At 68.9% G+C, this 12,376-nt stretch carries 12 protein-coding genes; 7 read left to right on the forward strand and 5 right to left on the reverse strand.

Annotation, left to right across the window (positions count from 1 at the left end):
- Positions 1–6 precede the first annotated feature (6 nt).
- A complete protein-coding gene (locus PG2T_RS09325) occupies positions 7–1,167 on the reverse strand; it encodes a cation diffusion facilitator family transporter (protein ID WP_068804481.1) in 1,161 nt (386 codons plus the stop codon).
- The gene (locus tag PG2T_RS09330) at positions 1,142–1,393 is read right to left on the reverse strand and encodes a sulfurtransferase TusA family protein (protein ID WP_068804483.1); all 252 of its coding nucleotides are present in this window, start codon (positions 1,391–1,393) and stop codon (positions 1,142–1,144) included. Before PG2T_RS09330 ends, PG2T_RS09325 begins: the two co-directional genes overlap by 26 nt.
- An 87-nt stretch (positions 1,394–1,480) precedes the next feature.
- Between PG2T_RS09330 and mobA the strand changes: the two genes are divergently transcribed.
- Entirely contained in the window at positions 1,481–2,116 is a 636-nt protein-coding gene (gene mobA, locus PG2T_RS09335; protein ID WP_068804484.1) for a molybdenum cofactor guanylyltransferase MobA, read from the forward strand.
- Entirely contained in the window at positions 2,113–3,540 is a 1,428-nt protein-coding gene (gene pyk / locus PG2T_RS09340; RefSeq protein WP_068804485.1) for a pyruvate kinase, read from the forward strand. The genes mobA and pyk overlap by 4 nt, the downstream gene beginning before the upstream one ends.
- A 458-nt stretch (positions 3,541–3,998) precedes the next feature.
- Here the strand turns inward: pyk and PG2T_RS09345 are convergent, their stop codons facing one another.
- Complete coding sequence (locus PG2T_RS09345) at positions 3,999–5,882, reverse strand: sulfatase-like hydrolase/transferase (RefSeq protein WP_068804486.1); 1,884 nt, start codon at positions 5,880–5,882, stop codon at positions 3,999–4,001.
- Positions 5,883–6,357: 475 nt separating this feature from the next.
- On the opposite strand from PG2T_RS09345, the gene aroQ reads away from it, so the two are divergent.
- The 3 genes from aroQ to accC are packed head-to-tail and all read left to right on the forward strand — an operon-like array spanning position 6,358 to position 8,612.
- A complete protein-coding gene (gene aroQ / locus PG2T_RS09350; protein WP_068804488.1) occupies positions 6,358–6,804 on the forward strand; it encodes a type II 3-dehydroquinate dehydratase in 447 nt (148 codons plus the stop codon).
- 17 nt (positions 6,805–6,821) lie between these two features.
- On the forward strand, positions 6,822–7,256 hold the full coding sequence (gene accB / locus PG2T_RS09355) for an acetyl-CoA carboxylase biotin carboxyl carrier protein (RefSeq protein WP_068804490.1): 435 nt from the start codon (positions 6,822–6,824) through the stop codon (positions 7,254–7,256).
- Between the two features lie 12 nt (positions 7,257–7,268).
- A complete protein-coding gene (gene accC, locus PG2T_RS09360; protein WP_068804492.1) occupies positions 7,269–8,612 on the forward strand; it encodes an acetyl-CoA carboxylase biotin carboxylase subunit in 1,344 nt (447 codons plus the stop codon).
- 22 nt (positions 8,613–8,634) lie between these two features.
- Here accC and fmt read toward each other — a convergent pair whose 3' ends face one another.
- On the reverse strand, positions 8,635–9,573 hold the full coding sequence (fmt, locus tag PG2T_RS09365; protein ID WP_068804494.1) for a methionyl-tRNA formyltransferase: 939 nt from the start codon (positions 9,571–9,573) through the stop codon (positions 8,635–8,637).
- A complete protein-coding gene (def, locus tag PG2T_RS09370; protein WP_068804496.1) occupies positions 9,570–10,079 on the reverse strand; it encodes a peptide deformylase in 510 nt (169 codons plus the stop codon). The genes fmt and def overlap by 4 nt, the downstream gene beginning before the upstream one ends.
- Positions 10,080–10,229: 150 nt before the next feature.
- Here def and PG2T_RS09375 point away from each other — a divergent pair, with 150 nt between their 5' ends.
- Both PG2T_RS09375 and dprA read left to right on the forward strand, forming a co-directional pair.
- On the forward strand, positions 10,230–11,267 hold the full coding sequence (locus PG2T_RS09375; protein ID WP_068804498.1) for a LysM peptidoglycan-binding domain-containing protein: 1,038 nt from the start codon (positions 10,230–10,232) through the stop codon (positions 11,265–11,267).
- Positions 11,268–11,389: 122 nt separating this feature from the next.
- Positions 11,390–12,373: a DNA-processing protein DprA gene (dprA, locus tag PG2T_RS09380; protein WP_202816300.1), complete on the forward strand. Its 984-nt coding sequence runs from the start codon at positions 11,390–11,392 to the stop codon at positions 12,371–12,373.
- The last annotated feature ends 3 nt before the right edge of the window (positions 12,374–12,376 follow it).

Below are 12,376 nucleotides of genomic sequence, written 5' to 3' on the forward strand. Positions count from 1 at the left end.
GCGGGCTCAGGTAACGAAATGCACGGCAACGTCGGCGATGTGCGGCAGGCGCCGCAGCGGACCGCGCAGCTGCTCGGCCAGGGCGCTTGCCGTGGCCGCGTCCGGCGCCAGCGCCAGCGGCAGGTGCAGCTCGACGCCGATTCGATCCGCATCGTAATGCAGCATCACCCCTTGCAGCCGATCCGCGCCAGCCAGGCCCGCGATGGTGCTGCGAATCTGTGCCTCCACGTCGGCCCGCAGCGGCAGCGTGCGGCCGCGTTCGAAGGACTGATCATCCTCGGTGTCGATGTGCACCAGCACGTCGCTGACCTCGTCCAGGTCCGCGATCAGCCGCTCGCGGATGTGCTCGGCAATCCGGTGTCCTTCCGACACGCTGATGTGCGGGTTGACCTGCACATGCACGTCCACCAGCGCATCCGGCCCAGCCTGGCGGGTGCGCAGCAGGTGCAGATCCTGCACGCCCTCGATGCCGCGGATGGCCTTGCGAATCACCGCCACCCGCTCGCGCGACAGGGCTGTGTCGGACAGCTCCGCCACGGATTGCCACAGCAGCTCCCAGCCGACGCGGGCGATCAGCACCGACACGCCGATGGCCGCCACCGGGTCCAGATACGGCATCCCCAGCAGGCTACCGCCAACACCCAGCAGTACCACCAGCGAGGAGATCGAGTCGGTCCGCTGGTGCCAGGCGTTGGCCTCCAGCATGCGCGAGCGCGTTTCCCGCCCGACGCGCAGGGTGTAGCGATAAATCCATTCCTTCAGACCGATGGCAATCACCGCTACCAGCAGCGCCGCCGGCTCGGGCGACAGCAGCGGCTCGTCACTGAGCAGGCGCTGGGCGGCGCGCAGGCTGATGCCGGCGGCGGTTGCCAGCAGCACTACCCCCAGGAATACCGACACCAGCGTCTCGATTCGACCGTGGCCATACGGGTGCTTGCTGTCCGGCGCGCGCGAGCCCTGGCGCGCCCCGTACAGCACCGCCATGTCGCTGAACAGGTCGGCCGTCGAGTCGATGCCGTCGGCGATCAGCGCCTGCGAATGGGCGAAGATGCCGCCGGCAAATTTGATCACGGCCAGGAACAGGTTGATGCCGGCCGCGATCAGCGTCACCCGCCGCCCGGCCTGGTAACGGCTACCGCCTTCAGGCTGGGCGCTGGTCGCCGGCATCGCCGCCCACCTCCAGGATGATGGTCACCACGCCGTCGCGCTCGAAACTGTCGATGTGGCGGTGACCATTGATGCGGCACCAGGCCGGGATGTCGGCCAGCACGCCGTGGTCAGTGCACTGCACCTCCAGCACGTCACCCGGGGCCAGGTCGCGAATCTTCGCCTGCGTGCGCAGCACCGGCAGCGGGCACAGGAGATAGCGGGCGTCGAGGGTATGATGGGCCATGGTCGTGGAGGGCTGTGATGGCGCAAGCGTGCGCCGGCCGCCTCCCGCAATGCGCGAAGACAGCGCGAAAGGATAGCGCGTCGGTTCATGCCCGGTCACGTTGCCGCCAGCCCCGAGCCAGCCGGAGCGACCGCCGCCGTCACTGGCCTGATCCTGGCCGGCGGACGCGGCAGTCGCCTGGGCGGCATCGACAAGGGCCTGCTCGAACTCGACGGCGAGCCGCTGGTGCAAACCGTGGTCCGGCGCCTCGCCGGCCAGGTCGGCACACTGCTGCTGAGTGCAAACCGCAACCTGGACCGCTACCGCGCGCTCGGTTTCGAGCCTCTCACCGACGGCGCGTACCCGGACGCTGGCCCGCTGGCCGGCCTGCGCGCCGGACTTCTGGCCTGCGCCACGCCCTGGCTGCTGGCGGCGCCCTGCGACATGCCGTTCCTGCCGGTCGATCTGGGCCAGCGCCTGCTGCGGGCGGCGGCATTTGACGATCCGCGCGCCCGGGTGCCGTTCGACGGCCAGAGCCACCACTACACCTGTCTGTTGCTGCCGCGCACCGCACTGGCGCAGGTCGAAGCCGGCCTCGAATCCGGCCGCCGCAGCGTGCGCGAACTGCTGCACGCCATCGGCTGGATCGGCGTGGATTTTGCTGCATCCGGCCCACACGCCTTCAGCAACCTGAACACGCCGGCTGATCTCGCCGCGCTCGCCCATCCTGCGGAGCCGCCATGACCGACCAACGCCAGACCCGCATCGTCGCCACCCTGGGGCCGGCCACCGACCCGCCGGGCGTGCTCGCGCAGATGCTGCGCGCCGGCCTGAGCGTGGCGCGCATCAATTTCTCGCACGGCCAGCGCGCCGACCACGAGCGACGCATCGCCGCCCTGCGCGCGGCGGCCGAGGAAGTCGGCTGCGACGTGGCCGTGCTGGCGGACCTGGCGGGTCCCAAGGTGCGCGTACGTGGCTTCCGGGACGGGCCGGTAAACCTGGTTGCCGGCGCGCACTTCTGCATCGACGCCGCGCTGGGCGAGCAGAACGGCGACATCAATGCCGTGGGCACCGACTACACCGAGCTGGCGCAGGACGTGCAGCCGGGCGACCGCCTGCTGCTCAACGACGGCCTGATCCAGCTGCGCGTGCTTTCCGTGCAGGGCGAGGCCGTGCACTGCGAGGTCGAGGCCGGCGGCCTGCTCTCCAACCACAAGGGCATCAACAAGCAGGGCGGCGGCCTGTCGGCCGGCGCGCTGACCGCCAAGGACCGCGAGGACATCCTCACCGCCGCGGCGCTGGAGGTCGATTACCTGGCCGTGTCCTTCGTGCGCCGGGCGCTGGACATCGAACTGACGCGCGAGCTGCTGCGCGGCGCCGGCGGCCACGGCCGCATCGTGGCCAAGATCGAGCGCAGCGAGGCGGTGGCGGCGCTCGAAAGCATCGTCGAGGCGGCCGACGCGGTGATGGTGGCGCGCGGCGACCTGGGGGTCGAAATCGGCGACGCCGAACTGCCCGGCGTGCAGAAACGCATCATCGCCGTGGCGCGCGAGCTGAACCGGCCGTGCATCACCGCCACGCAGATGATGGAGTCGATGATCGAAAACCCGGTGCCGACCCGCGCCGAGGTGCTGGACGTCGCCAACGCCGTGATGGACGGCACCGACGCGGTGATGCTGTCGGCCGAAACCTCCGTCGGCGCCTACCCGGTGCGGGTGGTGGAAACGGTGGCGCGCATCTGCCTGGGCGCCGAGCGCTATCCGGTCACCGAGCGCTCGGCGGCGCAGTTCGAGAGCCACTTCGCGCGTACCGACGAGGCCATCGCCATGGCGGCCATGTACGTGGCACGCAATGGTCGGATAAACGCCGCCGTGGCGCTGACGGACTCCGGTCACACGGCACTTCTGCTGTCGCGCCTGCTGCACGGCATACCGATCTTTGCGATGACCGAACACGCCCGCACGCGGCGCCGACTGGCCCTGCTGCGCGGCGTGACGGCGGTCAATTTCGACCGTGGCGCGCGGCCTTACGAGCGCGTCGCGCAGGAGGCGCTCGAACTGCTGAAAGCCCGCGGCCTGCTCAGTGCCGGCATGCGCGTGCTGATCACCAAGGGCGACCAGCCCGGCTCGGGCCGTTCCAATACGCTGTTGTTGATGGACGTGGGCTGACCCGAACGCGAATCCGCGTTCGGCAATTTACGGAACCCGGCACCCGCGCCGACGCCATTGCGTCACAACGCAGGATCTGCGCAGGCCGCGCACAGACCCGCCGAAACAACGCCGCGGCCAGCGCATGAAACCGCCGGTCCGCTTGTGTCATCCTGCCTTCGATACACCGGCCCGATCGCCTGCCAGCAGACCGATAGACCCAGGCGCCCTGGCTGACCGGCTTCGTTGCCGCCCGCAGCGGCGCGACCGACCTGCAAGCCGCTCGCGCGACGGGCCATCCGGTGATTCCGGTGGCCGTGCACGAGGACGACATCGCCTGCAACGCATTCTGGAAGAAGCTCAGACCATCGTGAGCGCTGCGCTGACGACATCCGCGCGGGCGCTGCTCAGTCCACCCCGAAAACATTCCGGGGATGTCTCATGAGTATCACATCCCGGATAGCGCTACAGCGCTTCCGTCAGCGAACCGCCCGACGGTGAAAGCGCGACAGGCCATCCAGCAGCTGTGCCAGATCCTCCCGGTGAGCAGCCCGCACCGCATCTGCATCCGCAACCGCCCGATCGTCCGGCGTAAAGGTGCCGGCGTTGGCAAAGCCGGCGCTGGCCAGCGGGTACACCGCCTTGTAGTCCGCCGCCACCCAAGCCACGCTCGACCAGTCGGAAATCACTGTCGATTGACGTTGCCGCCGGCCCAGCAAGTCATGACCCAGGGACAGTTCGTGCGGCGCGTTGCGCACGCCCAGACGGCTCAGCAACGTGGCCGGCAAATCCAGGTGACTGCTCATAGCGGCGACGCGGCGAGGTGCGACGCCGGGTACGCGCAGCACCAGCGGCACGCGAATCTGCTCCTCGACGAAGCTGGAGTTGTGGCCCCAGCGGCCCTTCTCCATGAATTCCTCGCCATGGTCACCGGTCACGATGACGATGGTGTCGTTCTGCAGCCCCAAGCGCTCGATTTCGTCGAACACGCGCGCGAACTGGCTGTCCAGGTGGTTGCACGCGTTCAGGTAGCGGTTGCGGATCAGCTCGATGTCGCGCGTCAGCGACACCGTTGCGTAGTTGAAGGTCTCCAGATATGGCTTGCGGATGGCGTTTTCCGGCGGAAAGTAATACCGCGCATGGGGCGACTCGAAGAACATGAAGCTCATGAACGGCCGCCGATCCGGTGCCTGCGCCGCGTCGCGGACGAATTCGAGCATCTGGCCGACATTGATGCGGTCCCGCTGCCAGCCTTCGCCCTGCGCGCCGTCGTGCAGGGCACTGTGCGGCAGGCCGGCAAAAAGGGTGCGATCGAACTCCGGGTAGCTGAAACGGGCGCTGCTCCAGGCCTCGATGCGATAGTCGAGCTGACGCAGAGCGTCCATCAGCAGCGGCGGTCGACCGCCTTCCAGCACCGGGAACCAATCCTTGCCGTACAGCCCGTAGAACATGCCGAACATGCCCATGCGTGTGCCGTTGCCGCTGCTGTAATGCCGGTCGAAACGCAGCGCCTGGTCGGCGAAGGCGCTGGTGGCCGGCATGATGCCGGCATCCAGCGCATCCGCCCGCAGGGACTCGGCCACCAGCCAGACGATGTTGGGCAGGCGCGGCGGCGGCTCAAGACGCAGCGGCGCCAGCGGGTAGACAAACGACCCGCCCGCCGCCCGGAGCTTGTCCGGCTGGCGGGATGCCGGCGTGAAGCCCAGCGACTGCGCGAGGTGGCGAAAGGTCGTCGGCTGATAGAACGGCAGCGCACCGGCCGCCGCGAGCACATCGGCGCGACCCGTGAAATGGCTGACGCCATACGCCAACCGCTCCCCTACCGCGCACACCAGCAGCGCCGCGAGAGCCGGTCGCAGCCACCGCCCGGCCCTCGCGTGCGCACCTGCCTGGCGACGGCACAGCCACAGCAGCCCGGCGTTAGCCGCCAAGGTCGGCACGGCGACGCCGAGCGCCGTGGCCCACGTGGCCGTACCCGCGCCCATGGACTCGACGCCACCGGGCGTGCTGACCAGGTTCCATACAAAGCCGTTCAGGTGAAAGCCGAACTGGCGAAACACCAGCAAATCCACGACCAGCACGAGCTGTACGAAGGCACTCCACAGCGTCAGCCAGGCCCCGCTCAGCAGCCGACCGGCGCCTGCCCCCACCATTCGCGCAGCGAGCCGGCCCAGCAGCGGCGCCAGCAGCAGAGGCAACAGATAAAGCGCCGCGTAACCGGCCGCGGCAACCACGAAGAAGACACCGGCCGGCAGGCCGGCCAGGTGCGCGGCCGGCGCCTGTCCCAGTAGCAGCAGCCAAGCGACGAACCACGCCCAGGCCCAGAAACGAAAGGGGAGAAAGCCCGTGCGCGAAACGCTCATCGAGCGACCATTTCAGGCCGCCCGCCCGCGGCAAGCGCCCTCGACCGCCAGGGCCAGAACGCCGCTGGGCGCGCACCAACACAGCCGCGCCAGGTTCGGCGCGGCATTGCGCAGTCAGCCATTGACTCCTCCCGGATCGTGAGTGCGACGCGCCCAAGCCTGATCTCGCTGGGCCGTGCCGAGCCCAGGGGAACACATCAGACGCCGCGGCAGTGATGATTGCGTTTGCGCCCGTGCCGCGGTGACGCACCGGGCCAAGCATGGCGCTATCGACCGGACGCCCCAGTTTGCCAGACAAAGCGCGATGGCGGCCCTGCAGGGCGCTGCCTGCGCCGGTTCGGGCACCGGGCAGGACAATGGCTCAGCATAAACGCCGGAACGCTTTCGACCTGTTTCGTACCTATTCGCCGCCGATGTGGACAATTCGCGGCCGATGGCCAAGAATTCGCGCTGCTCACGCCCACCGGCAGCCCTCATGGCCAAGATCCTGTTACTGCACGGCCCGAACCTGAACCTGCTCGGGCGCCGCGAGCCGGCCATCTACGGCCACGACACGCTGTCCGACATCGACGCCCGGGCGACGGCGCAGGTCGCCGCAGCCGGTCACGAGCTGCTTTGCCGGCAGAGCAACGCCGAGCATCAGCTGATCGACTGGGTGCAGGCAGCGCCCGGCGAGGGCGTGGCGATGATTGTCATCAACCCCGGCGGCTACACGCACACCAGCGTCGCCCTGCGCGACGCGCTGGCGGCGGTGGCGCTGCCGTTCATCGAAGTTCACCTGTCGAACGTGGCGGCGCGCGAGCCGTTTCGCCGACATTCGTATTTTTCCGACCTGGCGCTGGGCACCATCAGCGGTCTTGGCGCGCTCGGCTACGAGCTGGCGCTGACCGCGGCCCTGCGCCGGCTCGGCGATCCAGCCTGACAACCCCAAGGACGACGATGGATATCCGCAAGATCAAGAAGCTCATGGAGCTGGTGGAGCAATCCGGCATCAACGAGCTTGAGGTGCGCGAGGGCGAGGAGTCGATCCGCCTGAGCAAGGCACCGGCCGGCGTGATGATGACGCCGGTGGCAGCGCCGGCAGCTGCGGCTCCGGTGACCGCGCCGACGACCGCCCCCGCAGCGCCGACCCAGCCCGCCGGCTACACACAGACGGCCCCGATGGTCGGCACCTTCTACCGCGCCGCCTCGCCGGACAGTGCACCGTTCGTCGAGGTCGGCAAGCAGGTGGCGGCCGGGGACGTGATCTGCATCATCGAGGCCATGAAGTTGATGAACCAGATCGAGGCCGACAAGGCCGGCGTGGTGGCCGCCATACTGGTCGAGGACGGCCAGCCGGTGGAGTTCGGCCAGCCGCTCGTCGTCATCGTCTGACGGGCGCGCGCCATGTTCTCCAAAGTGGTGATCGCCAACCGCGGCGAGATTGCGCTGCGCGTGCTGCGCGCCTGCCGGGAGCTGGGCATCGGCACGGTGGCGGTGCACTCGACCGCCGACCGCGAACTGATCCACGTGCGCCTGGCGGACGAATCGGTCTGCATCGGACCGCCCGAGCCGGGCAAGAGCTACCTGAACATCCCGGCCATCATCGCCGCCGCCGAAGTCACCGACGCCGAGGCCATCCACCCCGGCTACGGGTTCTTGTCCGAGAACGCGCAGTTCGCCGAAAGCGTCGAGCAGAGCGGCTTCGTGTTCATCGGCCCGCGGCCGGACACCATCCGCCAGATGGGCGACAAGCTCGCGGCCATTGCCCTGATGAAAGAACTGGGCGTGCCGACGGTGCCCGGTTCGGGCGGCCCGCTGGGCGATGACGAGGCCGAAAACCTGCGCATCGCGGCGGACATCGGCTACCCGGTGCTGATCAAGGCGGCCGGCGGCGGTGGCGGGCGCGGCATGCGCGTGGTGCACACGGAAGCCGCACTGAACGGCGCCATCGCCACCACCGGCCGGGAGGCCGGTGCGGCCTTCGGCAACCCGGTCGTGTACATGGAAAAGTACCTGACCCAGCCGCGGCACATCGAGTTCCAGGTGCTCGGCGACGGCGAGGGTGCGGCCATTCACCTGGGCGAGCGCGACTGCTCCGTCCAGCGCCGCCACCAGAAGGTGATCGAGGAAGCGCCCGCGCCGGGCATCACCCACGAGCAGCGTATGCGCATGGGCGAGCTGTGCGCCAGCGTGTGCCGGCAGATGCGCTATCGCGGGGCAGGGACCTTCGAGTTCCTGTACGAGAACGGCGAGTTCTACTTCATCGAAATGAACACGCGCATCCAGGTGGAACACCCGGTGACCGAGGCGATCACCGGCGTCGACCTGGTGCGCGAGCAGCTGCGGATCGCGGCCGGCCTGGGCCTGGGCTACCGGCAGGAAGACATCACCTGGCGCGGCCACGCCATCGAGTGCCGCATCAACGCCGAAGACCCGGTCAGCTTCGTGCCCTCGCCGGGGCGGGTGACGCAGTTCCATGCACCGGGCGGGCCGGGTATCCGCTTCGACTCGCACCTGTACGACGGTTACGCGGTGCCACCGAATTACGACTCGATGGTCGGCAAGCTGATCGCCCACGGCGCCGATCGCGACATTGCCCTGGCGCGCGTGCGCACGGCGCTGCTGGAGCTGATCGTGGACGGCATCAAGACCAACACGCCGCTGCATTTGCGCCTGGTGGACGAGGGCGATTTCCGCCGTGGCGGGGTCAGCATTCACTACCTGGAAAAGCTGCTGGCCAACGCCTGATTTCGCATCAGGCCGGCGCCCCTCAACCTGGGGCGGGCGCTTCCAATCGCTCGCCGGCCACCAGCTTTCGCCCGGCCAGGAATTCCCGCGCCGGCAACATGCGTCCGCCTTCCGGCTGCACATGGGTGAGCAACAGGCTGCCCGCGCCACAGGCCACCTCGATGCCCGACGGCCCGGCGCTGAGCACCTGTCCCGGCGGTCCGCTGCCAAGGCCCAGCTGCGCCCCGCCGACACGCAGCCGTTGGCCTCGCCACACGGTCCAGGCCAGCGGCGCCGGCGCAAAGGCGCGCACGGTGCGTTCCAGCACCTGCGCCGGTTGCGTCCAGTCCAGCTGCGCCTCGCGCTTGTCGATCTTGGCGGCGTAACAGGCGCCCTCGGCCGGCTGGGGTGTGGCGACCGCGACACCGACCTCGAGACCTGCCACCACCTCGATCAGAGCCTCGGCGCCAAGCTGCGCCAGGCGCTCGCGCAGGCTGCCGCCGGTGTCGTTCGCCAGAATGGGCGTCGGGCGCTGCAGAAACACCGGCCCGGTGTCCAGACCGACATCCATCTGCATGATGCACACGCCGGTCTGGGCATCGCCGGCCAGCAGCGCCCGCTCCACCGGCGCCGCACCGCGCCAGCGCGGCAGCAGCGAGCCGTGCACGTTGAGCGCGCCCAGGCGCGCCGCGCCCAGGATGGCCGGCGGCAGAATCAGTCCGTAAGCCACCACCACCAGCAGGTCCGGCGCGAATGCGGCCAGTTCTGCAGCGGCCTGGGCCGTGCGCAGGCTGACCGGCTGACACACCTCGATACCCGCCTCCAGCGCCGCCAGCTTGACTGCGGATGGACTCAGCTTGCGCCCCCGGCCCGCCGGCCGGTCAGGCTGTGTGTATACGGCGCGCACGGTGTGCCCGGCAGCCAGTAGTGCCTGCAGGCTCGGCACGGCAAACGGCGCCGTGCCGGCAAAAACGATGTTCAAGGACGTGCTTCGTCGCGCTGGCGCTTGTCGGCCTTCTTGCGCAAGCGATCCTGCTTCAGGCGCGACAGGTAGTCCACGAACAGCTTGCCGTCCAGGTGGTCGATCTCGTGCTGCACGCACACCGCCAGCAGGCCATCGGCGTCCATTTGCCGCGCCTCGCCGTCGCGGTCGAGATAGCTCACGGTCACCCGCAGGGCGCGCTCGACGGTTTCATACACGTCAGGCACCGACAGGCAGCCTTCCTCGCACTCCTGGCTGCCGTCGCGGGCGACCACGCGCGGGTTGATCAGCACCTGCAGCTGGTCGTGCTCGGCGCTCAGATCCATCACCACGACACGCTTTGCCACGCCGACCTGGGTGGCAGCAAGGCCAATGCCCTTGGCGGCATACATGGTCTGCGCCATGTCCTCGGCCAGCTGCCTGACCTGCGCATTGACCGCATCCACCGGGCTCGCCCGCTGGCGCAGTCTCGGATCAGGGTAGGTAAGAATGTCCAGCAGCGCCATGACAGTGGGAACAAGATTTATCTGGGCTACACTGCGCCTGCCTTAAGGGTTTGCCTCAAGGCGGTCGCGTTGGAACCGATATTCGGTTGACAGGCTGCGACCGATTCTTGGGTCAGGCGCGCCACCAATCATACTGGCCGGAACTTGCCCATGACCAGACTTTACCGTTCGCTGATTGCTGTTCTGGCTCTTTTGCCGCTGCTGATGCCGCTGCACGCGAGCGCCGACGATCTTCAGTTGCGACCCGACCGCCCGGACGTTTACGTGGTGGTCCGCGGCGACACGCTGTGGGACATCTCCGGCCGCTTCCTGACCAAGCCCTGGTACTGGCCGCAATTGTGGGGAGCAAACCCGCAGATCGCCAATCCCCACCTCATCTATCCCGGCGACCGGCTGCGCCTGGTGATGACCGCGGACGGCCCGCGCCTGATGCGCGACGGTCAGGGCCACGGCTCGGGCGGGGTATCGCCGCAGGTACGTGCGACGCCCATCGATACCGCCGTGCCGGCCATTCCGCTGGAACACATTCAGGCCTTCCTGGAAGAAGCCGTGGTGCTGCACAGCAACCGGGCGGCTGATTTTGCATACGTTGCCTCGGCCGCGGACGAGCATATCGCCGTGGGCGCGGGCGATCGGGTCTACGGCCGCCGCACAGCCGCACAGCCGGGCGAGTCGCTGGACATCTTTCGCATCGGCGACGCCTACCGCGATCCGGAAAGCGGCGAAGCGCTGGGCTACAACGGGCTGTTCATCGGTCGCGGCAGCGTGCAGCGCGCCGGCGATCCGGCCACGCTGTCGGTGGCCAAGGCGCGCCGCGAAGTACTTGCAGGCGACGTGCTGATACCGACCGACGACAGCCCGATGAAGGCGTCCTACATGCCGCATGCGCCGACCACGCCCCTGCGTGGCCACATCATCAGTGTCGTGGATGGTGTGTCGCAGATCGGCCAGTACAGCGTGGTGGTCCTGAGCCGCGGACAGCGCGATGGGGTGGAACTGGGCCACGTGCTGCAGGTGCAGCAGGTACCGTCGCCGATCGACGACCCGGTCGCTCGCCAGCGCGTGCAGCCGCCGGGTGATCCGGCCGGCACGGTGATGGTGTTTCGGCTTTTCGAGCGGGTCAGCTATGCCCTGGTGATGACGGCCAACCGGCCCATGCACGTGCTGGACGAGGTCACGACCCCCTGACGCCCGCTGCCGCCGGCCTTGCCCTGGCCCGCATACCCGGGCTGGGGGTTGCAGCCTGGCGTCGCCTGCTGGCGGCGTTCGGTTCGCCGTCGTTGGCGCTGGGCGCGCATCGCAGTGCGTTGTTGGACTGTCTGGCCGGCAAGACGACGCTGGCCGACAAGATCCTTGCCGCGGCCGACATTCCACCGCGCGCCGACCTCGACTGGCTGCAAGACGGTCAGGACCGGCAGGCACTGTTTCTGGACCAGCCTCCATACCCCCCACAACTGGCGCAAATTGCGGACCCGCCACTGGCGCTGCTGGTGGAAGGTGATGCCCGCTTGCTGCTGGCGCCCCAGATCGCCATCGTCGGCAGCCGCAATGCCTCGCCGGCCGGCCGGGAGACCGCGTTTGCCATGGCCTCGGCGCTTACCCAATGCGGTCTGTTGGTAACCAGCGGCCTGGCCGAAGGCGTGGACGGCGCGGCCCATCGCGGTGCACTGTCCGGCAGCGGCCAGACAGTCGCCGTGCTGGGAACCGGACCGGATCGCATCTATCCGCGCCAGCACCTGAACCTTGCCCAGGAAATCCGCCAACATGGCGTCCTGGTCAGCGAACAGCCGGTGGGTATGCCGCCGCGCAGCTTCAACTTTCCGCGCCGCAACCGGATCATCAGCGGCCTGTCGCTGGGTGTGCTGGTGGTGGAGGCGGGCGCGCAAAGCGGCTCCCTGATCACCGCCCGCCTGGCGGCCGAACAGGGGCGCGAGGTATTCGCCATCCCGGGCGGCATCCACAACCCGCTGGCGCGCGGTTGCCACGCGCTGATTCGCGATGGCGCCAAGCTGGTCGAGAGCGTATCGGACATTCTGGAGGAACTGCCGCCCTTCGAGCGGGGTCTGAGTCCGGTGTCCGCAGCACCGCCGGCCGCCGGCCAGCCGGCGGCCGCCACCAACCCGGTGCTGGCCAATATGGGCGACAGCCCGGTCAGTCTGGACCTGCTGGTGGCCCGCACCGGATTGACGGTGGCAGAAGTTTCCACCATGCTCTTGACGCTACAACTGGATGGCCTGGTGACGGCCCTGCCCGGCGGCCTGTATGGCCGCCGCGGTCCGCACCCGGCACGCTGAGGG

It is taken from the genome of Immundisolibacter cernigliae (assembly GCF_001697225.1).
Taxonomy (GTDB): Bacteria; Pseudomonadota; Gammaproteobacteria; order Immundisolibacterales; family Immundisolibacteraceae; genus Immundisolibacter; species Immundisolibacter cernigliae.

Coding starts and splice junctions, on each gene's coding strand:
- def (WP_068804496.1), bottom strand. CDS start 10,079: ATGGCGCTGCTGGACATTCTTACCTACCCTGATCCGAGACTGCGCCAG.
- aroQ (WP_068804488.1), top strand. CDS start 6,358: ATGGCCAAGATCCTGTTACTGCACGGCCCGAACCTGAACCTGCTCGGG.
- PG2T_RS09375 (WP_068804498.1), top strand. CDS start 10,230: ATGACCAGACTTTACCGTTCGCTGATTGCTGTTCTGGCTCTTTTGCCG.
- PG2T_RS09345 (WP_068804486.1), bottom strand. CDS start 5,882: ATGAGCGTTTCGCGCACGGGCTTTCTCCCCTTTCGTTTCTGGGCCTGG.
- mobA (WP_068804484.1), top strand. CDS start 1,481: ATGCCCGGTCACGTTGCCGCCAGCCCCGAGCCAGCCGGAGCGACCGCC.
- pyk (WP_068804485.1), top strand. CDS start 2,113: ATGACCGACCAACGCCAGACCCGCATCGTCGCCACCCTGGGGCCGGCC.
- PG2T_RS09325 (WP_068804481.1), bottom strand. CDS start 1,167: ATGCCGGCGACCAGCGCCCAGCCTGAAGGCGGTAGCCGTTACCAGGCC.
- accC (WP_068804492.1), top strand. CDS start 7,269: ATGTTCTCCAAAGTGGTGATCGCCAACCGCGGCGAGATTGCGCTGCGC.
- accB (WP_068804490.1), top strand. CDS start 6,822: ATGGATATCCGCAAGATCAAGAAGCTCATGGAGCTGGTGGAGCAATCC.
- PG2T_RS09330 (WP_068804483.1), bottom strand. CDS start 1,393: ATGGCCCATCATACCCTCGACGCCCGCTATCTCCTGTGCCCGCTGCCG.